Origin of the sequence: Flavobacterium hydrocarbonoxydans (assembly GCF_009789235.1) — a bacterium.
GTDB lineage: Bacteria > Bacteroidota > Bacteroidia > Flavobacteriales > Flavobacteriaceae > Flavobacterium > Flavobacterium hydrocarbonoxydans.
On the sequence record NZ_WSTB01000005.1, the window covers coordinates 203771 to 228935 of the forward strand.

Here is a 25165-nt window from a genome sequence, read left to right on the forward strand (position 1 = left end):
ATAGTTATAAAGCACTGTGTTTTTGAAGTGTTTTTGTTGTGAAGAAGGACACAGCAAAAACACTTTTTTCATTTGCACCATAACTATTAAAAACGATAGCAATGGACATAAACGAAATCTCTTTTGACAACCTGCCTAAAGCAGTAGCACACTTAGTGAAAGAAATTGCCGAGATTAAACTTCTGATTCAAAATGTACAGGTATATGAATCTAAAGAAAAAAGTATTCCTATTGGTATTGAAGAAGTAAGCCGGTTAATTGGAAAAGCAAAGCCTACAATTTACGCTCTTGTAAGGCAAAGAAAAATTCCGTGCTATAAGTATGGTAAAAAGCTGTATTTTTTTGAAGAAGAGCTTTTAGAATGGATTTCTAAAGGGAAAAAGAAAACAATACAGGAAATCGAATCAGACGTATTGAATTATAATCATAATCGAAAAAAATAGAGCGATAACAGCCAGCAAAAATAATTATATCATTCCATTAGATTATCAAAAAGCATTTAATACAAAGCGCTATCTTATCTACAGACAGGTAATTCATGGTTGTAAGTTGCTTGTAATCAAGCTTTTGAATGTTATTAAAATTAAGAGGTCTCTAATTAGGTCTCTAATTTTAATTAGGATAAATCTGGACTTTGCAAAGATAGTTTTTGAGAGAAAGAAAAAAAACCTTTTAGTTATCTTTTCTCAAATAATTTAAGGGAGTTAAAGCATAACGTTATTATCTCCTCATTCTAGAGATCTTTAAAAAAGAATTTGATTATATAAAAGTATCGTGACGATTTTGGATACTTGATTAAATTTTTGTTAAAAAATGCGCTTTCTCTCTCCATGCAGAATTTCTTCAGATTTCATCTTGAACTTTGCCTTATAATCAATCTTTAAGGTAGAGAACTTATTGTCTTAATTTAATCTGTTTTCTATGAGGAAAACGTCTATTTTATTCAAAAAGCGTAATTATTAATTTTTAATCTTTTTTAAAATGTCAAAAACCTTCCTTTTATTCCTTTTTGGTGTGACTTCGATTTGTGCACAAAACACATTAAGTGATACAATCGCTGTACAAGATACAATACGGAATCTAAAGTTTAGCTACAAACAATTAATCATCCCAGGGGTTCTTTTAGGTTATGGTTTTATTGGTTTGGAAAGTGATCAGCTCAAGAGTTATAATGCAGAAATTAAGGAAGAAGTAAATGAGGATATAGATCATAAAGTTTCTATTGATGATTTCTCGCAGTGGGCACCTGCAGCTTCTGTTTATGCACTTAATGCTTTTGGTGTAAAAGGGAAAAATAATCTAAAAGACCGATCTATTATTTTGGCCAGTTCTTATTTAATGATGAGCGCTTCGGTATTTGCTTTGAAAAACATCACTAAAGTGGAAAGACCAGACGGATCTTCCAATAACTCATTTCCTTCTGGACATACAGCTACTGCTTTTGCGGGAGCTGAATTTATGTATCAGGAATATAAAGACCAATCAATTTGGTACGGAATTGCAGGATATGCGGTGGCAACAGGAACGGGACTTTTTAGAATGTATAATGACAGGCACTGGCTGACAGATGTAGTTGCCGGCGCAGGTATAGGAATATTAAGTACAAAAGCTGCGTATTGGATTTATCCTTACCTGCAGAATAAGGTCTTTAAGTCCTCAAAAGAAAATAAAACCACATCGATGATTATGCCTTTTTATAACGGAAAAGAATTGGGATGCGGTTTCGTAAGGCAATTTTAAATCAGAAGAGTATTTGAAGTTCAAAATAAAATTCCATAGAGATAAAATAAAATCTCTCTATGGAATTATTTTTATTTATTAATCTACCAGAACCTGTAAAGCCTTCGGAAGTAAGCTTACTTTTATTTTATTTGTTTTTAAATTATACTGTTCTCCGTCAATCTGGGCATCAATGAAGATTTTGGAAGGCATTTCGATTTGAATATCTTTTACTAAAAAGTGTTTTGCCTTTTCAAATTTTTCGATGGAGTTTCGAAGAACATGATAACCCAGCATAATTTTTTCAAAAAAGGACAATTTCGGTATAATAATCATATCGAGTAATCCGTCGTGAAGACTTGCTTTTGGGGTTAGGCTCATATTATAACCCATTTCGTTTGAGTTAGATATGAATAACATCAAAGGATCTGTTTCCATAATCTGATCGTTAAAATGCACAATAGTTTTTTGTGATTTAAATTCTAAGCTTGAAGATAATGCAGCCTTGATATAAGCGGGAAGTGTTCTTTTTCCTGCTCTCTCATATTTTTTTATAATCATGGCATCAATACCGATACCCATATTGCTGAAAAAGTATTTGTGATTGAGTTGCCCAACATCTATAACTGTTGAATTTCCTTTTTTTATAATAGCAATCGCTTTGTCAAAATTTCTCGGAATATTTAGGTTAGAGGCGAGTCCGTTACCTGAACCTACGGGAACAATTCCTAATTTTATTGAAGTTCCCACAAGGCATGAAGCTACTTCATTGATGGTTCCGTCTCCACCGCAAGCAATTATATAATCGGGATTTTGTAAAATGGCAGCTTTTGTGAGTGCTATAGCATGCTTTTTTTGGTTGGTATAATCAACTTGAATTTTATATTCGTCTTTAGAAAATTGATTCAAAAGATAGGAAGTAGATAGGTTGTGTTGTCCACTCCCGGATATAGGATTGATTATAAAATGAATGTAAATCATTATTTTAAAAGTTTATTTGTAAAAAGAAAATCGGCAGTCTGGTACCACGAAATTGTTTCTTCTAAAAATGACTCGTCGATAGTAAGAGCTTTAAGACTATTATCTTTTTTGTTCCATGAGTAAAAGGCCTGCTTTTTCTGGTCTGATAAAATCATTACTTTATCTTTTTTCATCAAAACCAGTTTGCGATACGTTCCCATTAATGCCCTTTGTTCAAAATTGGCATCCAAAACATTTTTCCCGAAAAAATCAGATTCATAGTTCCATTGAAACAAAGAAAAAAGAGTAGGCCATAGGTCGATTTGCGAACACTGTTTGGCTATTTTTTGATTCTGATTTTCAGGTAAATTCACAATGAAGGCTGGAATATGGTAATTGGCAACATCTATTTCGTCCTTTCCGGCGCTGCTGGCGCAATGGTCTGCAATGATTACAAAGACAGTATTCTTGAACCAGGGCTTTGTTTTGGCTTTTTTGAATAGTTCTTTCAAGGCAAAATCGGTGTATTTTACAGCTCCCTCGCGGCTTGTTCCCGATGGGATATCAATCTTTCCCGAGGGATAAGTAAAAGGCCTGTGATTGGATGTTGTCATTACAAAATTGAAAAATGGCTTTCCGGCTTTGGATTGCGAATCGGCCACTTTTAGCATTTTATTGAAAATGTCCTGATCACAAATTCCCCATGCATTCTCAAAAGTTACTTCATTATCATTAATATTATGACGCACGGTTTTGATTTCGTCGCTCAAAACACTTCCGCGTCCGCGATCGTAAATAGTAAATCCGTTGCCTCCAAAATAGGCGTTCATATTATCAAAGTAACCGTCTCCGCCATAGAAAAAATTACAATCGTAATTTCTGGATTTAAAAACATTAGAAACCGTATAAAGATTTTGATTATGAGGTCTTTTCACAATACTTTGCCCCGGCGTTGGCGGAATACATAAAGTAACGGCTTCCATACCTCTTACGGTTCTGGTTCCGGTGGCATATAAATCTTCAAAAAAGATGCTTTTTTGGGCAAGACTGTCCAGAAAGGGAGTTATATTTTCTTTGTTTCCAAATTCTTTAAGGAAACTTCCGCTAAGGCTTTCGACCAAAATAAAGACAACATTTTTATTTTTAGGAGAAGCTATACTGTCTGTTATTTTTCTGTGAATAGAATAATCATTTTTGGCATAAACCGCATTATCAGCTGCCAGTTTTTTTCTTATAATACCAAAAGCTTTGTCATTATCGATTGAAGTATAGAAGTCCACATATTTCATCTGGTTATTCCTAAAAGCAGCAAAAAAGGAATAAATTCCTGATTTTGAAATTTCAGAATTATAGCGGTTGGAAGACCATTCCGCCTGATTATTGGTAATAAAGAAGCTAAAAAACAGAGCGACAATTATAGCTGAAGACAAAACCGAAAGTCTGGTTTTTAAAGTTGCTTTTGAAGTAAAAGTCGTTGTAAAGGCTTTTCGTTGATGAAAAAGAAACAAAAATGCGGCACTTAACAATAAAACGCCGCCAATTAGCAAAGGAAGCGGATAAGACTGTTTGATATTGGCTACAACTTCATGTGTATAGATAAGATAATCAACGGCTATAAAATTAAATCTGGTTTTAAATTCGTCCCAAAATGTCAATTCGGCAAAAAAAGTAAAGACAAGAATAAATACCGTTAATGAGGTAAAAAAATAAACAAGGACTTTATCTAAAATAGAGCCAATCCATTTATTGGGCATTAGGCTATAATAAAATATGCTGCAGAGTGAAATGAAAACAACAGTGCCAAAATCAAAAAACAAACCTGTCAGGAATGTTCTTAAAATGGAAATTAAATTCCACGAAACTTCGTCATATTGCCATATAAAAAAAGCAATTCTCAGCAACAGTGAAAGGATTAAAAACCAAAGAATGAAATGAAACAACAGCGAATACCGGCCGTATTTTGAAGATAATTTATTCATATATTTATACTATTAAAAGGCAAATTTTATAACCCAATTCTGAATTTATTTTGAATTTTGGTTTTTATTGGGAAATTAGAATTTATAACTGTAGCCAAAGCGAACTACTTGTGTCTCATAATAATCCTTGCTGGTGTAGCGGAAACCCTCACCTTGAATTTCTTTTTTGATGACCAGCGTATTGAAGATGTCGGTGGCATTTAAAAATACTTCGCCTTTACCTTTCTGCACCATTTTTTTTACACCAAGATCAGTAGAAAAGCGAGAGTCAATTTTTCCCTGTGGAATAATGTCCGGTGCCAGATAAACCATAGAAACCTGTCCGGAAAGTGTTTTGTTAAATTGAAAAGTATTATTCCATTTTACATTACCCGAAGTAATTTCCTGAAGACTTCCGCTATAAGTTGACGCAACTGGATATAAATTAGTAACCTTAAAAGCGTCTATGGTATTTTTATATAAATTTCCATTCAGATTAAAAGAATACCAAGACGTAATTTCTTTTGCAAAGACAAGTTCAACGCCAAAAGAAGAACTTTCCATGGCATTCTGAAACACATTATAAATGATAGGACTGCCGGGAACTGTTGTTGCAATTCGGGTAATTGTACCGTTTACAACCCGGTAATAAAGTGAACCTAAAAAATAGCCCTTCTTAAAATCGGTTTTATACCCCACTTCAAAAGCACTTGTGTACTGCGGACGAAGGGCAGGATTTCCTACTTTAATAATTTCAGCATCATCGTATTTTGGAAAAATACGAATATCGACTTCATTAGGCCTGTCAACGCGGCGGTTGTAAAAAGCGGTAAATTTATTTTTATCATCTATTTTGTAAGCAAGCTTAACACTCGGAAAAGGTTCTGTATAATTGTAACCGTCACTTTTATAGGTAGGGTGGTCAGGATTGACCTCATACTTTAGCTGTACATATTCATAACGCAGTCCGAGCTCCGCTTCAATTCTTTCTGTTTCATAAATATAGCTCCCATAAACAGCAGGTATGATTTCTTTATAGATGGCCCATCCTCCGGCATTGGCATCGATAGGGGAGTTTTCGCCCGGAAAAAACTGCATATTAGTTGGGATTTCCCGATTTCTAAATTTCAGACCCGTTTCAAAACGACCGTATTTTAAAGGCTGGACATAATCCAAATTCAGATCGATTACTTTTTCATCTGAAAGTAACTTAAAAGCATCTTTTCCGGTGGATGCCGGCAGGATATTATCAAAGAAATACTTTTCATCTTCCTGATGATACGTGTAATTAATTCCCGCGTTTAATTTTCGTCCTGCCTGTCTGAATTTATGCTGGTAAGAAGCGCTTGCCATCACGGTTGTTTTTAGTTCATCTTCTAAAAATTGCCAGAGACGCAAACGCTCAGAATAATCGGCATTAAAAAAAGGCTCATCACCATGATCGATGATTTTTTCGCTTCCAAATAATCCGGAAAATGAAAAAGTATTTTTGTCGTTATAATTCCAGTCGATTCCGGTTTTAATGGTGGTAAAATGCGTGTCCCGATTTCGCTTGGTTTGTTGGTTAATTATAGTTCCGTCATCATAAGTTCTGGTTACAAACTCATTTTTGTTTAGGGTTTCAGTGTAAAGATAATCGGCTTGTAAATAGGTGTTTATTTTGTTTTTTCTGTAATTTAAAGACAGGCTCGGATTGATTTTAGGGGTCATGTGATATTGATCCCTGATAGTGGGAAGATTTGCCTTGCGCTCCCACAACGCGCCATAACCCGAACTGATTCCTATTTTACCATTCAGGCCATCCTGCTTATTTTTTTTATAAATGATATTAATGATTCCGGCATTTCCGTTTGCATCATATTTAGAAGATGGATTATTGATAATTTCAATTTTTTCGATGGCAGAAGCCGGAATATTATCCAGCCCAGACTGGTTTCCAAATCCTGTGAGCGCGGTTTGTTTGCCATCAATTAAAATGGTTACTTTATCATTTCCCCTTAACTGCACTTTTCCATTCTGTACCGTAACCCCAGGGAGGCTCTGCATGGACTGCAGAACAGAGCCTCCGCTTTGGGTAATATTATCAGCGACTGCAAACACTTTTTTATCCATTGTTACAGGATTTTTTTTCGTGTCTGAACTCACAATGACCTCAGATAAAGTATTGATGTCTTCTTCCATTTCGATAGCTCCAAGATCCAGATAATCAGAAAGGCTTCCAACAAATACGGATTGTGATTTTGTTTTAAAACCAATTGAAGTTACCTCCAGGGTAAAATTTCCTGAATTTACTCCTGTTATAGTAAAGCGTCCATCTTCGCCACTAACGGTTCCGAAGAAAATTTTAGAATCTTTGGAAGATTTTAAAACAACATTGGCGTAAGGTATTGCAACTTTGGATTTACTATCGGTAATAATTCCCGAAAGGATTACTGTTTTTTTCTGGGCAGATAATTGCATTACGGCTAGCAGCAGAAAAGAGAAGAGCAGTAGTGTTTTTGATTTCATTTGTACTATTTAAAAAAAGAATAGTACAAAGCTCATAAGTGATTCTGTAGGAAGTTTGAATTTTTAGAAAATCACCTCAAAAATATGCAGATTTTCAGTAAAAGAATAACGGATATCCCAATCGTTAATTTCACAGATTTTTTTGATAATTGCCAGTCCCAGCCCATTTCCCTGCGATGACGGATTTACTTTTGAAAAACGGTTAAAGATGCTCTGTGCTCCCAGCGGAGTTTCTTGGCCGGTATTGACAAATTTAAGAGAATTATTTTCTATGATAATATCAATTACGCCATTTTTTATATTGTGGCGAATGGCATTCAGAAATAAATTATTAAGCAGCACTTCTGTAAGTGCCGTATTTCCTTTTGTTGTAATGATATTTATAAAATGGGTATTGATTTTTATACTCTTGGATTGTGCCTGTTCCATAAAAAAGTCGAGGTGTTTATCGATATAGTCGTTGAGAACAATAGTATCGCGATCCAGATAACTTTCGTTATCAATTTTAGAAAGTAATAAAAGGTTTTTATTGAGTCTGTTCAATCTTGAAACATCTTTATTGAGAGATCCCACCAACTCCGATTGTTCGCGGGTTAAGTCCAATTGCTGCAGCGTATCAATTTTAGTCTGAAATAAAGCCAATGGGGTCTGAAGTTCATGAGCTGCATTTTCTACAAATTCTCTTTGACTTTTATAAATAACAGTGTTTTTTTCGATTAACCGTTCCAAACTTTTGTTAAGCCTATCAAATTCGTCGATATCTGTTGCAATAAATTCAGGCGAATTGTTTTTGTCAATTTCAAACTCCTCAATCTGGCTCAGTGTATTATAAAAAGGCTTCCAGATTTGTGCAGCTGATTTTTTGGATATCCAGATAATCCCTGTCAGCAGAATAATGATGATAAAAAGAAACATGAAAGCAACGCTGATCACCATTCCCTCCATTTCAACAAGATTACGCTTTTCTATGTAGGTATATTTTTTTCCGTTTATTTCGACCGGGGCATACAGTATGCGAAATGGCTCTTTTTCATTGGCTATGGCTTCAAAAATCATCTCACCAACGATGGAATCTTTGGTTACGCCCATATCGGGCACAATAGTAACATTGTGATTGTATTTGTTCCATGCCGCAATGTCAGCAGCTTTATAATTGCTATGGCTCTCATTTACAAAAGCCCCTTTATGAAAAAGCAGTACTTCATCTGTTTCATAAATGTAGAGCCATTGGCAGGTATAATAAAATACCGGCGCTGCTATTAAAAGTATAACAACAGCATAAATAAGAAAACTGTTGGTTGTTTTAAGAAGTAGTTTTTTATTGCTCATTTTCCCATTTGTATCCTAAGCCGTACACCGTTTTTATATAATCTCCGCTGCCGGCCTGAGTTAGTTTCTTTTTAAGATTTTTGATATGGGCATATATAAAATCATGATTGTCCAGCATATCTGCCATATCACCGGAAAGATGTTCTGCAATGGCAGATTTTGATAATACTTTATTTTCGTTGCCAATTAAAAAGAGCAGTAAATCTAATTCTTTTTTGGTAAGATCCAGTTTTATATCATTTACAGCTACTGTTTTGGAGAAAATATCGACCGCAATTTCATTAAAGACAACACTATTGCTTCCTTTAAAATTTTTACGACGTATAAGCGCCTGCATGCGAACCAATAATTCAGCCAGATGAAAAGGTTTAGTCAAATAATCGTCAGCGCCCAGATTAAATCCCTCCAAACGCGTTTCAAGGTTTTCTTTTGCTGAGATAATAATTACGCCTTCGGTTTTATTTTTAGCTTTTAACTCTTTTAAAATATCAAAACCATCACCATCTGGCAGCATAAGATCCAATAAGATACAGTCGTAATCATAACTGTCTATTTTGGTGAGTGCCAAATTATAGTTTTCGGCGGTTTCGCATTGAATGCCGTTTGTTTTAAAGTAGTCTTTGATGCTTTGCGCAATTTCGCGCTCATCTTCAATAATAAGAATTTTCATGCTGCAATTTACAAATGAATTCTGAAGAAAAACTGAATAAAAGGGTTCTTAATTAAAATTTAATAATCCTAAAATGTTTTAAAATAGCAGATTGTAAAATTCTTACCATCGTATGAAGGGGCTATAAAAGATGTCGATTTATTTTGTTCACCATGAAATAATTTTCTTGAAATATAGGGATTCATCCAGTAGGCAATTTTGGTACTCAGAATTCCAATTCCTGCACCTGCAGCTACATCTGTAAGCCAGTGCCTGTTGTTGTACATTCGAAATATCCCAGTACCTGCAGCCACCGCATACCCCGCCACGCCGTACCATATGGATTTGTCTTTATATTCCTGATATAAAAATTCAGCGCCTGCAAAAGCGATAGCGGTATGGCCGGAAGGAAATGAATTATTGGAAGATCCATCCGGGCGTTCTACATTGGTAACTGACTTTAAGGCAAAAACAGTTCCAACAGTTATAATAGTTGAAGTCGCCAAAATTACAGAACGGTCGCGCATATTATTTTTTCCCTTGACCCCAAATGCATTAAGCGCATAAACAGAAACCGCAGGGACATATCGTGAAAAATCATCTATTGTAACCTTCTTGTCAATGTCCTCTGTAAATTCGTCGCGTATCTGAAAATTGAAACTTTTTATCTGCCCGCTTTCAGCTCCCCAAAAACCATATCCAATCAAAACTCCGGGAATGATAAGCTGTTTGTAATTAAAGGTGATGTTTTTAACGGTATCATTGATTATGGAATCTTTAGGAGAGGTATTTTGCGCTAAAACAGAGTAAGTCAAAAACTGTAAAATAACAAGTATGATTATTTTTCTCATCGAAATGATTTGTTTTGTTATTGCAAAAGATACTTTGATAATTAAGTCTTTATTAAAGGTATCATTATTTTTAAATCAACGCAAAAATAAGGCAGAAAACGATTAATAAGAATTAGGACTTTTTAGCACAATGGATTTAAAACACAGACTGGCAGATAAGGAAAATGTTACTTGATAATTAACTTTACAAACTATTGATAGTTTGGAAAAAGAAGTTAAATGAAATGAAAAAGGAAACTGCGTTAATAAACCAGAAGCGAATCGGTTAATAAACAATGAAGGGATTCTCTCTAAACAGCAGCACTTTTTTCTGTATCTCGATAGTCCAGGAATTATAAACCTCCAAATTTATAGATTTTGGAGGCTTTTAGGTTCGAAAATTATTTTAAGTCTGTAACTTGCTTTTTGTTATAGCGATAAAATATATTTTCAATCGGTTTACAGTTTTTAAAATATTTAAATTTTTATTTTAATCCCTGCATTTATTACAAAACCATCTAATGGGGCATAAATATCCTTGAAAACAGGGTTTGAAATAGGTCCTGTATAAATACTTCCAAATTTCGTTTGTCTTGTATCTGTAAAGTTTTCGAAATTGGCATAGACAGAGAAATTCTCCCACAATTTTTCAACCATAAAACCGAAAACCCAGTATTCACTTCCTTTAGTTTCGTCATTTAATTTTTGTGGGCTATAGTAATAGGCTTCCAATCCTGCTTTCCATTTATCTTCTACTTCATACATCAAAACATTATTTAACCTATGCTTTGCAGTTAAAGGATTTTCAGATTTTATGCCATTATTATTAATTGAAGCATCAGTGTAAGTATACCCTATAAATAGTTTAAAATCGTTATATCCTAATTTAACATTGGTTTCTGCTCCTTTTGTATCCAAATAACCATCAACGTTTACAAACTGATAAGTTTCATTAGGAAGAGAAGTTAAGATCAGAGGATTATCGACATTAGTGTAAAAGAACAACTGATTAATCGATAAAGATATATCTTCAGTAATATTGGTTTTATAATTCACATCAAAATTAGCACCGTAACTTTTTTCAAGTGTATTATAATTACTACTTATTGGCAGTACATTTTGATATTGGATACGCTCACTTTCTTCGGTAAATATGGTGGGTGTTTTATAACCCAATCCACCGCCAATTCTTGAAGTAAGCTTAGGATTAATTTTAAATAGAGCAGAAATTCTAGGCAAAAGCGAAAATCCATAATCAATAACATAATCACCTCTAAGACCAGTTTCAATATCGAGCCATTCTTTGGCTTTCACAGTATTTTGAACAAAAGCTCCATAAGTTATCTGATTATAGTCTCTTAGAGGAAAAGCAGTGGCACTGTTTTCAGTAAATTTATCAGTATATAAATTGGCTCCCGTAACCCACTCTGATATATCGCCATTGTGAGAATAGGTAATTTCAGAAAAAGTACTATTCTGAAGACCATCAAAAACATAATCTGGAATAGTTATGACACGGCTAAAATTATTGAAACTATTTTTGAATGTCAGGGATTCCTTTTCACTTAATTTATGAGTAAGGGTAAATTGAGTACTCATTCTCTCTGTCTTATTTTTCTCAAAATAACTATCAGGGTAATTGTTTTCGTCTTTAATATAATCGATGTTCCCACCAATACGATTTTCGAAAACTGTATTTATTCCAAAATTCAGTTTTGTGTTTTCATTAAAATAAACAAACAATTTTGGATTGAAATTAAAACGTTCAAACTTAGGGATAGCGGTAAGCTGAATATCGGCAGGATCGTAGGGTGCATTTCTATCATGCGAAGCAAATACAGTCAGTCCAATTTTATTGAATCGCTGTGAATAAAACCCATTGATGTCTAAACCAAGAGCTGAAGTTCCGTTTAATAAAAATCGCAATTCTCTTTCTTCTGTCGGGGTTTTAGAAACCAGATTAACCAATCCTGCAATTGCTCCACCTCCAAATAAAGTAGAGGCAGATCCTTTAATGATCTCAACTTGCTTTAAATCCAGTGGCGGTGTCTGTAGTAATCCAAGTCCACTAGAGGCTCCTGAATAAACAGGAAATCCATCTTTTAAAATTTGAGTATATCTTCCGTCGAGTCCCTGAATTCTGATAGAAGAATTTCCTGAAGTTGCTGATGTCTGCTGTGTTTGTATACCAGTACTTTCATTAAGCATCATTCGGATATCTCCTGGTTTCATATTAGCTTTTTCTTCGAGCTCTTCTCCTGCAATAAATTCAACACGGGTAGGAATGTTGCTGATTGTCCTTGTGCCTCTGGTAGAATTGACAATAATCTCGTCCATCTTTTCAGCTTCACTTTCTAATGAAATTTCTAAAAAGTCGCCTATAAAAGGTATTGTAAAGGGTGACATGAGTGATTTATAGCCTTCCATAGAAAAAGAAACGTTGTAAGCTCCCTGCTGAAGATTTTCAAAAATGATAAGTCCTTCTGCATTTGATACAGCTGATAAATCAGTCTGCTCAATTTTAGCAGTTATGCCGTTGATGGGTAATCCTGTTTCAGCATCCTTCATGAGAACTTTAATTTTATTCTGTGCTTGTGCTGTGCCAATAGTTGTTATTGCCACAATCAATAAAATATATTTAAACATTTATTATTTCTTAATATTAATACATAAATATGCTCATGATCTTGAAATCATGAACGTAAAACTATTTTAAATATTAAGAATTTTAGGAGGCTGCCAAATTTTACAAATGAATGAAGAATCAACAAACTTATCGTAGGATATAGGCTGTAGTATTGCGTTTGTCGTAAATTCTAATTTTTCTGAAATTAAAATTGAAGTATGTGTAATTGGAAAACCGGTACAGCTTCCACAAGAATAGAAAGGCGAACATTTTCCATTACATTCATGCTCACAATCATGCGGGTCGTTTTTGCAATTTTTCTCAACATTACATTCTGAATGTTTAGAAAATGCAGAACAAGGTACTGTTGCAAGGAGCAGTACGACAATCGAAATAAATATCACCCATGTTTTCACATTACAAATTTATAGATAAAATTCAAACCGTTGTTTGTATATTCAACTTAAATTACAAGAATTATATATGGCAAAATTTAAAAGTACGACAAAGGCAAAAAAAAAGAAGGGAGTTAAAGCAAGGAGAAAATTAACTACTAATGATTTTATTCGAGTTTTTGCAATTGTCTTGATCTGTACACTATTATTATTGGGTATTGCAGCTCGCTGTATTCATTTTTACGAGGAACATATTAAATAATTTAATTTTGTAAGCTAATAATCGTATTTTTACAATCGTGAAAATAACGAATATCATATTATCACTTATCATTTTAATCATTTCCTGTATGCCGTGCGCAGACAAGGATACTAATAACAATGTACCGGATCCAGTTCTCTTTTCTGCAACGGAAATGGATCATTCTCATGACAAGCAAAGTGATATGTGTCCACCGTTTTGCATCTGTAATTGCTGCGGAGTACAGGTATTGAGTTATGCACCTGCAATCACATTTGATTTTCCTCTTCTTAGCAAAACCATCAAATGTTCTTTGCCAAGTTATACTTCAGTTTTTGCTTCCAATTTTTACGGAAGTATCTGGCAGCCGCCTCAAATAGCATAATAATGTTGCCCGAGTAATTTCGGGGTAGAGAGTTGTGGGATTTCCACAGTTTTTAATAGACAAGCATGTCTTGTTTTCTCATTCATTATTATATTCAGATGTTAGACAAAATCATACAATTCAGTATAAAGAATAAGTTCATTATACTCTTATTTACCCTGGCCTTAATTGCCTGGGGAAGCTACTCCATTAAAAAATTGCCGCTCGACGCGCTGCCTGATATAACCAATAATCAGGTTCAGATAATTACCACGGCTCCAACCTTAGCGAGCCAGGAGGTAGAACAATTAATCACTTATCCTTTAGAACAGGCTGTAAAGACAGTTCCGAAAGTTATTGAGCTTCGCAGTATTTCCCGTTTCGGGCTTTCTGTTGTAACGGTTGTCTTTGAGGATGATGTAGATATTTACTGGGCAAGGGAACAAATATTTCAGCGCTTGAAACAAGCCGAGGAAAACATTCCTGATTATGCAGGATCCCCTGAATTAGCGCCCATTTCAACAGGTCTTGGCGAAATTTACCAATATGACGTTTATGCCAAAAAAGGCTATGAAAGCAAATATGATGCTGTAAAACTAAGAACTATACAAGACTGGATTATTATTCCGCAATTACAGGGTATAGAAGGCGTTGCTGATGTAAGTACCTGGGGAGGAAAATTAAAGCAGTATGAAATTGCAGTGAATCCAAACACTTTAAACAGCCTGGGAGTTACCATTACTGAAATTTTCGATGCTTTGGAAAAAAACAATCAAAATACAGGGGGAGCTTACATTGAAAAAGATCAGTATGCTTATTTTATCCGTGGGGTCGGAATGGCAACAGGAGTAAAAGATCTGGAAAATGTGGTGGTAAAAAACCGCAATGGCTCACCTGTACTAGTGCGAGATGTGGCGCAGGTTCGTGAAGGAATTTCGCTTCGTTACGGCGCATCTACAAAGGATGGAAAAGGAGAAATTGTATGCGGAATGGCCTTAATGCTTAAAGGTGAAAATTCCAGTGCAGTAGTAGAGCGAATCAAAGAAAAAATGATTCAGATAAATAAAAGCCTGCCTGAAGGTGTTGTTGCAGAGGCATTTATTGACAGAGGAAAGTTGGTGGATAATGCCATTGGAACCGTAACCAAAAATTTACTGGAAGGAGCATTGATTGTTATTTTTGTTTTGATTTTATTCCTCGGAAATCTTAGGGCCGGCCTGATTGTAGCATCCGTAATCCCATTGGCGATGCTTTTTGCAGTTATCCTGATGAATGCTTTTGGGGTAAGTGGAAATTTAATGAGCCTTGGAGCTATCGACTTTGGAATAATTGTCGATGGTGCGGTTATAATTGTGGAAGCCACAATGCATCATTTGCAAAAACTCAAACGCAAAGACGCTTTATCCCAGGAAGAAATGGATGAGGAGGTTTACAATTCAGCATCAAAAATCAGAAACAGCGCCGCTTTTGGAGAAATTATTATCCTTATAGTTTATCTTCCAATTTTAGCACTTGTAGGGACAGAAGGAAAAATGTTCAAACCAATGGCTATGACTGTTGGTTTTGCTGTCATTGGGGCCTTTTTGCTTTCCCTTACCTATGTACCGATGATGAGCGCCATGTTTTTGTCAAAAAACACAGAGCACAAGGATAATTTTAGTGACCGAATGATGGCAAAGCTGGAGAATATTTATCTTCCGTTTCTAAAGAAAGCACTTGAATTCAAAAAAATAGTTTTGGGTATCGCATTGGGATTATTCACATTGGGAATCGTAATTTTCCAGAATATGGGCGGTGAATTCATCCCAACCATAGAAGAAGGTGATTTGGCAATAAATGCTACTATTATGACAGGAAGTTCACTGACACAGATGGTTAAAACCACTACTGAATATGAAAAAATATTAAAAGCTAAATTTCCTGAAATCAAAACCATTGTAGCCAAAATTGGAAGCGGTGAAATACCAACCGATCCAATGCCGATAGAAAGTGCCGATTTAATAATTGTCCTTAAAGACAAAAAAGAGTGGAGCGGAAAATATGATAACTGGGAAGAATTAGCCAATGCCATGAAGGAAGAAATGGAAGTGATTCCAGGTGCCAACATTGAAATTTCCCAGCCTATTCAAATGCGTTTCAACGAACTTATGACAGGAAGCCGAAGCGATATTGCCATCAAAATTTTTGGAGATGATCTGGAAGTTCTCGATGCAAAGGCAAACGAACTGATATCAAAAGTAAAGGGCATTAAAGGGATAGGAGACCTAAAAGCCGACAAGGTAACAGGTCTTCCTCAGATTACCATTAAATACGATTACAATAAAATTGCTTTGTATGGACTAAATATATCTGATATAAACAGAATTATACGATCCTCTTTTGCAGGGGAAAGTGCCGGTAAAATATACGACCAGAGCAAACGGTTTGATGTTGTCGTGCGCATGAATGCTGACAACAGAAGCGATATTACTGATGTGAGTAATTTGTTTATTCCCCTTCCTAACGGGCAGCAGGTTCCTCTATCACAGGTAGCTTCCATTGATTACGAGCAGGGACCGGTTCAGGTGAGCCGTGAAGACGGTAAACGAAGAATTACCGTAGGGCTTAATGTTCGTGGAAGAGATATCAAAAGTGTTGTGGAAGAAATTCAGTTAAAATTAGACAAGGAACTTAAGCTTCCGGCAGGTTATTATGTGACCTACGGCGGGCAGTTTGAAAATTTAATAGAAGCGACAAAACGCCTTTCAGTAGCTTTACCGATCGCTTTAGGGCTGATATTGGTTTTGCTGTATTTTACCTTTAACAGTTTCAAACAGGCAGGATTAATCTTTACAGCTATTCCGCTTTCAGCAATTGGAGGTGTTTTTGCCCTTTGGATGCGCGGCATGCCTTTTAGTATTTCAGCAGGAATAGGCTTTATTGCTTTATTTGGAATTGCGGTATTAAACGGTATTGTTTTGATTTCTTATTTCAATCAGCTAAAGACCGAAGGAGTAACAGATCCTCTGCAGCGTGTTTTAATTGGTACAAAAACCAGATTAAGACCCGTGCTGATGACAGCAGCAGTTGCTTCGCTTGGATTTTTGCCAATGGCCTTATCTACCAGTGGGGGGGCGGAAGTGCAGAAACCATTGGCGACGGTAGTTATTGGGGGACTATTCTCAGCAACGTTATTGACCCTGATCGTTTTGCCTATATTATACCTATTGCTGGAGAATAGAACAAAAAAAAGAAAAATGATACAAAAGCCTATTATAACGCTACTGGTGCTGTTTTTTACCAGTTTCTCGTTTGCTCAAAACAGCCAGGCAATAAGTTTGGAAAAAGCGCTCGAGATGGCAAAATCAAATAACATTGATTTGAAAATTGCTGATAAGGAAATTGAAAAACAAACTGTTTTAAAAAAGACCGCCTTCCAGCCCGATCCTCTAAACGTTCAGTACCAAGGGGGGCAGTTCAATAGTGTCGATTTTGATCATAACGTTTCAATCCAGCAGTATTTTCCAATAGGAAAAATCACAAAAGCCAATCGTCAGCTACAGGAAGAGCTGGTAAAATTGGCTGAGAAAAGAAAAGCTTTATCTGAATATGAAATAGAAAAGGCGGTAATACTTTCCTACTATCAGTATTTGTATGGTATTTCAGTTCAAAAATTAAATTTGGAGCTCAGTGATATTTATACCAAATTTCTTAAAAATGCAGAGCTACGTTTTCAGACGGGCGAAAGCGGGAATATTGAAGTGATCAGTGCAAAGGCAAAAGTAAAAGAGATTGAAACCCAGAAAGCGCAGTTGGAATATGATCTGGCAATCTACCAGAAACAACTGCAGTTTTTTATTCAGACAGATCAGGACGTAGTTCCCGATGTGTCGGTTTCTTTACTGTATACTCCTGTTCAGCAAAAAGGAAATTCAAAAGCCGAGGCACTTGTTACAGATTTTTATCAGCAGCAGATTGTCGTTTCCCAAAAAGAAGCCAATACTTTTAAAGCCATGCGCACACCAAAATTAGGACTGGGGTATTTTGCCCAGACCATCAATACCGAATCACTATTCCAGGGGTTTACCGCAGGTCTGCAAATACCACTATTTGGAGGAGTGAATACTGCATGGGCTCAGGCGGCTTCTATAAGTATTTCACAATCGCAGCTGGCATTGGATAAAAACAAACTGGCTATTAACCTGCAGATGCAGGAACTGGAAAATAATTTTGAAAAGCAGCAAAAAGCGCTTTCCTATTATCAAAATGAGGGAATGCAGTATGCCGGCCAGATAATTGAGACGGCGCAAAAAAGTTATGCCAATGGCGATATGAGCTACTGGTCTTATATCAGCTTTTTAAATCAGGCCATCGATATTAAAAAACAATACGCCGAAGCTGCCCATTCTTATAATCAAAGTGCTATAGAAATGCAGTTTCCATCTATTTCAAACAAATAAATTTCACAGAATGAAAAACATATTTAAAAATAACATCTCATTGGTTTCAGTTAAAATTAATATACTGATTGTTTTTATAGCTTTGTTTCTGACGGCGTCCTGTCAGGATAAAAAAGCAGAAGAATCCCATGAGGAGGAAAAGTCTGAGAATGAAGTGGCATTGACCGAATCTCAATTTAAAACCGTTGGGATTGAAACGGGTGCCGTGGAAAACAGGAATTTAAACAAAATTATAAAGGCCAACGGCTACACTACCGTTCCGCCGCAAAACTCCGCAGAAGTGGCAACCCTTATCGGTGGAACAGTCAAGGATATTTTGGTATTGGAAGGAACTTATGTAAATAAGGGAAAAGTGCTGGCAACCATTCAGAATCTTGAAGTCATTGAAATGCAGGAAGATTATCATTCTGCCACAGCCAGCATTGAATACCTGCAGCTGGAATACAACCGCCAGAAAACCCTAAGTGATGAAAACGTAAACCCGAGAAAGACTTTTCAGGAAATCAAAGCAAAATTAGCAGCGGAAAGGGCCAGGGCACAGGCAGCTAAAAACAAGCTGGACGCATTGCATGTGAGCACCAAGGGGAGCAGTTCATTGGTACCTATTGTAGCGCCCATTAGCGGTTATGTAGGAAAAATAAATATTGCAAAAGGTGCGTTTGCTGAAACAGGGGTAACACTTTTTGAAGTAGTAGACAATAGCCAGATGCACCTGGACCTTAATGTTTACGAAAAAGACCTCGGATCTATTTCTGTGGGGCAGGTTATTGATTTTGTTCTTACCAATCAGTCTAACAAATCAATAAAAGGAAAAATATTCGGAATCAACAAATCATTTTCAAATGAAAGCAAAACAGTGGCGGTGCACGCCAAAATTGATCCTGCCGATGCCAAGGGGTTGATTCCCGGCATGTATGTTTCGGCCAACATCAATATCACAAATGCTACGGTTCCGGCGTTGCCAAAAGATGCGATTGTTAGAAATGGTGACAAATATTTTGTGTATATTCAGGAAGAGAATCATAAGGAAGAGAAAAGTGAAGCCAAAGAGGCAGAAGAAGAACATAATGAAATTCATTTTAAAGCAATCGAAGTAGTACCCGGGACAACAGATTTGGGCTTTACGGAAGTGAAATTTGTTGACCATATACCCTCTGATGCCAAAATAGTAATCAAAGGGGCATTTTACCTTTTATCTGCTATAAAAGGCGGTGGGGAGCATGAACATTAAAATAGGGACATTCCATAATTAAAATTTTGAATTAAAAAAATAGACAATATGGCACATGAGCACAAATACGATGCAAACGGCAAACAGCTTTGTTGCACACTAGAAGAAAAAATTAATGCAAAAACAGATAAAAGCAGCGGATGCTGCTCTGTAGAGGATAAAAACAGTCATTCTGATGATGATGGACATGATCATGACCACGAGCATACAGCTGATCAAAGTACATTTAAGATGTTCCTGCCGGCGATAATTTCATTTGTCCTGCTGATTATCGGTATATGTTTCGATAACTATTTTCCGCAAAGCTGGTTTACCAAGTATGTTAGGTTAGCCTGGTATATTGCGGCTTATCTTCCCGTGGGAATTCCGGTTTTGAAAGAGGCGTTTGAAAGCATTACTAAAGGAGAGGTCTTTTCTGAATTTTTACTCATGTGTATCGCCACAATCGGGGCTTTTGCTATTGGCGAGTATCCCGAAGGGGTGGCTGTTATGCTTTTCTATACCATTGGAGAAGTATTCCAGACTTTGGCCGTTAGCCGTGCAAAATCCAATATTAAAAGCCTGTTGGATCAGCGCCCCGACGAAGTAAATATCGTAAAGGATAATGTTGTGCAGACAGTAAAAGCAGCAGATGTTGCCATAGGTTCTGTAATACAGCTGAAATCAGGTGAAAAACTAGGTTTGGATGGAGAATTGTTATCTGATACAGCTTCCTTTAATACCGCTGCCCTTACTGGTGAAAGCAAGCCCGATACCAAGGTAAAAGGCGAAACTGTTCTGGCAGGGATGATAAACGGAAACACTATCGCGCAGGTAAAGGTGACTACTGCCTATAATGACAGCAAGCTTTCAAAAATACTCGAAATGGTGCAGAACGCCACAACTCAGAAAGCACCAACGGAGCTGTTCATTAGAAAATTCGCAAAAATCTACACTCCAATAGTTGTTTTCCTTGCGGTTGGTATTTGCTTTTTGCCTTATTTTTTTGTTGAAAATTATGATTTTAACGACTGGCTCTACAGGGCTTTGGTTTTTCTGGTAATATCATGCCCTTGTGCCCTGGTAATCAGTATACCCCTTGGTTACTTCGGCGGAATTGGGGCAGCGAGTAAAAACGGAATATTATTCAAGGGAAGTAATTTTCTGGACAGTATTGCCAATATCCAGAATGTGGTAATGGACAAAACAGGAACCATGACAGAAGGTGTCTTTAAAGTTCAGGATGTGGTGATTTCCGACCAGCTTAATAAAGACGAAATCCTTAAAATGGTCAATGCGCTCGAAGGCCAGAGTACGCATCCCGTAGCAACGGCCATCCATGATCACGTTGGTGAAATTGATCCCTCGATAGTACTTGAGAAGGTCGAAGAGATTTCAGGACATGGATTAAGGGCTGAGATTAATGGAAAAGAATTGCATGTAGGTAATTTTAAGCTGATGGATAAATTCGGTATCAAATATGATATTGATCCGAACTCTATAGTCTATACGTTGATTGCCATAGCTTACGATAAAAAGTTTGCCGGTTACTTAACCATTGCAGATACAATAAAAGAAGATGCGCAGCTGACTGTTGACAGGCTAAAAGCAATGGGAGTTAAAACCACAATGCTTAGTGGCGATAAAACCAATGTTGTCCAATTTGTGGCCGATAAGCTGGGCATAGTAAACGCTTTTGGAGATTTGCTTCCTGAAGACAAAGTAAATAAAGTAAATGAAATTAAAGCTACTAACCAAACCGTTGCATTTGTAGGTGACGGTGTAAACGATGCGCCTGTTGTAGCCTTGAGTACTGTTGGTATCGCTATGGGCGGTTTGGGAAGCGATGCCACAATTGAAACTGCCGATGTGGTAATCCAGGATGACAGGCCAAGCAAAATTCCAATGGCTATCAATATTGGGAAACAAACCAGAAAAATAGTGTGGCAAAATATTGTATTGGCATTTGCTGTCAAGGCAGTTGTTCTTATTCTGGGTGCGGGCGGACTTGCAACGATGTGGGAAGCGGTCTTTGCAGATGTAGGTGTTGCCTTACTCGCTATACTGAATGCGGTAAGGATTCAGAAAATGAAATTCTAATGGCAATAAATAGACAGATTTTTGCCGTGTTAAGCTTCAAAAACAAAAACCGCACAACTGTGCGGTTTTTGTTTAAATAATTGTTGGTATTAACTTGCCATTGCCTCACAAGCCTGGGCACATTTGCGGCAGGCTTCCGCGCACTCTGCGCAGTGACCCATGCCCATTGCGGCATGTTTTTCACATTCCTCGGCACAGGCCTTACAGATTTCTGCGCATTCAGCACATAAATGGGAGGCATGTTCGCCTCCAATACTCATAAGGTTTGCGGCGGCAAAACATACCACTGAACATTGCCTGTCGAGCTGTATGCATCTTGCAAGCATTTTTATATCGTCTTCATTCAGACATTCCGTTGCGCAGTTGTTGCACGCTATACCGCAAGCCAGACAGGCTTCGATACAATTTCTAAATTTCTGATCCATAATTTATTTATTTTGTATTAAAAGTTATTCATACTGAATTAATTTGCTACAAGCCAGTTGCCAAAATCAATTATTTCCTGGGTCTGCATTTCTACCATCATATTCGCCATTGCTTTGAGTTCTGCGTTTTTTCCATGATGTAGATAAGCCGATGCATTATCGAGTGCACTTTGGTGATGGACAATCATTAGTATGGCAAAATCATGGTCCGTATTTCCGGTGATTAATTGCGTGTCAGCAGTAATTCCCATTTTGTCCATTGATTTCATAAGCTCCATAGCAAAAGCATTATCGGTTTCATCAGCTGGCATGCCATTTATAATTGCTTTCATATGCTCTATTTCCTGCTGTTGGGTATCAATCACATCTTGTGCCATTGCCATAATCTGGGCATCAGTACCATTTTTCAGTTCATAATTAGCCATATCTATAGCACCTTGATGGTGCATAATCATCATATTGGCAAAATCCAGATCTGGATCTTTGCTCATGGTCATTGCGTCCATTTGATCCATCATTGTGTGCATTTTATTCATCAATATGTTTTTATCATGCTCCTGAGGATGTATTCCGTTATCTTCATCATTTGAACAAGAGCCAACTATTAGCCCAATTACTATCAAGGTTGTGAATGCTGCTTTTTTCATAATTTTCACAGTTATAAATTATACTAAAGCTAAAATAATTATACCATTTGTCCTTTATTTATAAAATTTAGCCCAAGTTTTACATTATTATTACTACTGCACTCAGGCATCGAGCGTTTGTATGATACTAGGCAACATAAACCGTTAATAATTCAAAGTGAATCCGGCCCCAAAACCCATATCGCTGTCATAATGTGAGGAAAGTGATCCCCATCTGGTTACTATGTAACGAAGCCCCGCCATATATTCCTTATCTGTATTCCACATTAAATTCATTCGAAGCCTTTTAGAAACTGGAATGTCCTTACGTTCAAACTGTAGTCTGACTTTACCGTCTGTGAAAACTTCAGCCTGTGCTACTATTAACATAGGAAGGGTATAGTTGACCCCTAGACTCGCCACTGCACGTTTATCTTTAGTATTTTTTTGTCCAAAGAGATTTCTTTCCTGTTCATCTTCTCCCATTTTTCTATATCTCCAGTCAAATCCTATAAATGGCATTAGCCATTGCATTTTTCCAATATAGCGTCCAATATGTGTTTCAGTTTCATAGCCATGCATATCATTGTAGCCTAATCTCCATTCGGTCCCTATACTCCAGCGTGTCCCCTGATACATTGCTTCGCCATCGTTTCCATTAGTAGCAAAATCGTTTTCAGCCATGAAATGGAATTCTCTATCATCAGCAAACAATTTTCGCTGAGCCAGTTTAGGGTCTGGTATTTCTGGATTTGGAGGTGAATCTTCATAAGAAAAAATTCTGCCCATACCAGCCATCATATGGTAGAGAATGTGACAGTGGAAAAACCAGTCGCCACCATCTTCGCTTGCGGCGAATTCAATAATATCTGTTTCCATTGGCATGATGTCGATGATGTTTTTCAATGGCGCAAAATCTCCCTGCCCATTGATTACCCTGAAATCATGGCCATGCAAATGCATTGGATGGCGCATCATTGAATTATTATGCAGCACGATACGTAAAATTTCTCCTTTTTTGATCAGAATTTTATCAGATTCAGAAACAACTTTGTTGTCCAGGCTCCACACATAGCGATTCATATTTCCGGTAAGCTCGAATTTGAGCTCCCTCACGGGTGCATCTTTTGACAATTCCGTGCTTGTAGGAGATTTTAGCATCGCATAATTTAATGTCACAATATCGGCAAGAGCATTGGCATTGTACTTATTTTCCATATTGTCCATGTCGTGCATCTTATCAGGGATATCCAATTTGGTTTCTTCTTTGTCCATTTCCATTGGCATGTCTTTACTTCCTTTTGTTTGTGGGCCTGTAATTTCAGGATACATTACCGAGTTCATATCCATCTGATTCAACGACATCTTCATCCCCATATCATTTAGGTCTCCATTCATTTTCATCATATCATTCATCATTTGCATCCCTTCAAAGTATTTCAGTTTGGGTAAAGGGGAGGTGAGCTGTTTGGTGCCATTTCCAATGTAGAGGGAAGCCGATTTTGTCCGGTCTTCCGGTGTTGCCAAAAACTCATAAGATGTGTTTTCTGCCGGAATGGTCAGGACAACATCATAGGTTTCAGAAACTGCAATAAGCAGACGGTCTACCTCAACGGGTTCAACATCATTGCCATCACTGGCCACTACTGTAATTTTGCCTCCGGCATAGGTAAGCCAGAAATTACTGGATGCACCGCCATTAGAGACGCGTAATCTTACCTTATCACCCGCTTTGAACTGCGAAAGTTGGCTTTCGTTTTTCCCGTTAATTAAAAATTTCTCATAATAGACATCGCTTACATCCATAGCGTTCATACGCTTCCATTCGTTGATGACCTTGGTTTTGAAATAGCCTTGTTTTATAGCTTCTCCATAACTTTGGGTCGTGCCTTTTTTTATTGCAAACCAATCGGAGGCATTATGCAGCATTCTATGAACGTTCTCAGGGTTGATATCGGTCCATTCGCTCAGCACAATCGGAATTGTGGGAAGATCGTCTATTCCCTGGCGGAAATTCGGATCGGAGTTTCGTTTGTTCATCACAAAAGATCCATACATTCCTATTTGTTCCTGCAATCCCGAGTGGCTATGATACCAATGGGTCCCATGCTGCCTGATGGGAAAAGAATATTTGTAGGTACTGTGCGCTTTTATCGGCATTTGGGTAAGGTTAGGCACTCCATCTTCTTTATTGGGTAGAAACAAACCATGCCAGTGTAATGAGGTTTCTTCGTCAAGTTCATTATGGACATAAATTTCTGCGGTATCACCTTCTGTAAAGGTTAACGTAGGCATTGGTATCTGGCCATTTACCGCTATTGCTCTTTTTGATTTCCCTGAAAAATTTACCACCGTATCGCGAACATATAAATCGTACCTTACAACTTTAGGTGGCTCATCATTTATCATCATTTTTTTTACTGGGGGATCTACTGTTTTCTTTTCCATGTTTGTCATATCATGCGCCTGGTGTGTGTCGATATTATCCGCAGAGGAGGATTTAGCCTTTTCAGGCAATACCTCTTTAACAGGAGTTGCAGCTTTAGGTTTTGTGCCTGCTTTCGGCTGAGTTGTTTTAGCCTTTGCTTTTACTAATGTCATGCCGCATTTTGGGCATTTTCCCGGTTTGGATTCATGGATATCGGGATGCATTGGACAGGTATAGGTAGTGGGATTTGACTCTTCTTTTGCTGGCTTTTTATCCATTTGCATTGTTTTCATGTCCTGGGCCTGAATTAAAACAGGAAGCATGATAAATACGAGTATTGTCAGTATATTTTTCATAT

General features: G+C 36.9%; 17 protein-coding genes. 6 read left to right on the forward strand and 11 right to left on the reverse strand.

What is annotated here, in order from left to right:
• The first annotated feature begins 101 nt into the window (after positions 1-101).
• Positions 102-443: a helix-turn-helix domain-containing protein gene (locus GON26_RS11010; protein ID WP_160374869.1), complete on the forward strand. Its 342-nt coding sequence runs from the start codon at positions 102-104 to the stop codon at positions 441-443.
• A gap of 538 nt (positions 444-981) precedes the next feature.
• Positions 982-1740 (forward strand): phosphatase PAP2 family protein, encoded by a 759-nt coding sequence (locus GON26_RS11015; RefSeq protein WP_160374870.1) that lies wholly within the window; start codon positions 982-984, stop codon positions 1738-1740.
• Positions 1741-1818: 78 nt separating this feature from the next.
• On the opposite strand, the gene GON26_RS11020 is transcribed toward GON26_RS11015, so the two are convergent.
• The 8 genes from GON26_RS11020 to GON26_RS11055 all read right to left on the reverse strand — a co-directional run bounded on the left by GON26_RS11020 (position 1819) and on the right by GON26_RS11055 (position 12995).
• The gene (locus GON26_RS11020; RefSeq protein WP_160374871.1) at positions 1819-2700 is read right to left on the reverse strand and encodes a diacylglycerol/lipid kinase family protein; all 882 of its coding nucleotides are present in this window, start codon (positions 2698-2700) and stop codon (positions 1819-1821) included.
• Positions 2700-4658, reverse strand: coding sequence for an LTA synthase family protein (locus tag GON26_RS11025; RefSeq protein WP_160374872.1), 1959 nt, complete (start codon positions 4656-4658; stop codon positions 2700-2702). Before GON26_RS11025 ends, GON26_RS11020 begins: the two co-directional genes overlap by 1 nt.
• 75 nt (positions 4659-4733) lie before the next feature.
• A complete protein-coding gene (locus GON26_RS11030; protein ID WP_160374873.1) occupies positions 4734-7145 on the reverse strand; it encodes a TonB-dependent receptor domain-containing protein in 2412 nt (803 codons plus the stop codon).
• Positions 7146-7208: 63 nt separating this feature from the next.
• The gene (locus tag GON26_RS11035; protein ID WP_160374874.1) at positions 7209-8474 is read right to left on the reverse strand and encodes a sensor histidine kinase; all 1266 of its coding nucleotides are present in this window, start codon (positions 8472-8474) and stop codon (positions 7209-7211) included.
• Positions 8464-9144, reverse strand: a complete 681-nt coding sequence (locus tag GON26_RS11040; RefSeq protein ID WP_042567096.1) for a response regulator transcription factor — start codon at positions 9142-9144, stop codon at positions 8464-8466. The genes GON26_RS11035 and GON26_RS11040 overlap by 11 nt, the downstream gene beginning before the upstream one ends.
• 68 nt (positions 9145-9212) lie before the next feature.
• Positions 9213-9974: a phosphatase PAP2 family protein gene (locus GON26_RS11045; protein ID WP_160374875.1), complete on the reverse strand. Its 762-nt coding sequence runs from the start codon at positions 9972-9974 to the stop codon at positions 9213-9215.
• Between the two features lie 456 nt (positions 9975-10430).
• Positions 10431-12599, reverse strand: a complete 2169-nt coding sequence (locus GON26_RS11050) for a TonB-dependent receptor (protein WP_160374876.1) — start codon at positions 12597-12599, stop codon at positions 10431-10433.
• A 66-nt stretch (positions 12600-12665) separates the two neighbouring features.
• Positions 12666-12995 (reverse strand): hypothetical protein, encoded by a 330-nt coding sequence (locus GON26_RS11055; protein ID WP_160374877.1) that lies wholly within the window; start codon positions 12993-12995, stop codon positions 12666-12668.
• Between the two features lie 278 nt (positions 12996-13273).
• Between GON26_RS11055 and GON26_RS11060 the strand changes: the two genes are divergently transcribed.
• The 4 genes from GON26_RS11060 to GON26_RS11075 all read left to right on the forward strand — a co-directional run bounded on the left by GON26_RS11060 (position 13274) and on the right by GON26_RS11075 (position 21328).
• Positions 13274-13600, forward strand: a complete 327-nt coding sequence (locus tag GON26_RS11060; RefSeq protein ID WP_317164702.1) for a DUF6660 family protein — start codon at positions 13274-13276, stop codon at positions 13598-13600.
• Between the two features lie 98 nt (positions 13601-13698).
• A complete protein-coding gene (locus GON26_RS11065) occupies positions 13699-18018 on the forward strand; it encodes a CusA/CzcA family heavy metal efflux RND transporter (RefSeq protein ID WP_160374977.1) in 4320 nt (1439 codons plus the stop codon).
• Positions 18019-18028: 10 nt separating this feature from the next.
• On the forward strand, positions 18029-19249 hold the full coding sequence (locus GON26_RS11070) for an efflux RND transporter periplasmic adaptor subunit (protein ID WP_160374879.1): 1221 nt from the start codon (positions 18029-18031) through the stop codon (positions 19247-19249).
• Between the two features lie 48 nt (positions 19250-19297).
• Positions 19298-21328 (forward strand): heavy metal translocating P-type ATPase, encoded by a 2031-nt coding sequence (locus tag GON26_RS11075; protein ID WP_160374880.1) that lies wholly within the window; start codon positions 19298-19300, stop codon positions 21326-21328.
• 89 nt (positions 21329-21417) lie between these two features.
• On the opposite strand, the gene GON26_RS21810 is transcribed toward GON26_RS11075, so the two are convergent.
• From GON26_RS21810 to GON26_RS11090, 3 genes are all read right to left on the reverse strand, one after another.
• On the reverse strand, positions 21418-21753 hold the full coding sequence (locus GON26_RS21810) for a four-helix bundle copper-binding protein (protein ID WP_202110863.1): 336 nt from the start codon (positions 21751-21753) through the stop codon (positions 21418-21420).
• 38 nt (positions 21754-21791) lie between these two features.
• Positions 21792-22400, reverse strand: a complete 609-nt coding sequence (locus GON26_RS11085) for a DUF305 domain-containing protein (protein ID WP_160374881.1) — start codon at positions 22398-22400, stop codon at positions 21792-21794.
• 144 nt (positions 22401-22544) lie between these two features.
• Complete coding sequence (locus GON26_RS11090; RefSeq protein WP_160374882.1) at positions 22545-25163, reverse strand: multicopper oxidase domain-containing protein; 2619 nt, start codon at positions 25161-25163, stop codon at positions 22545-22547.
• Positions 25164-25165: the final 2 nt, after the last annotated feature.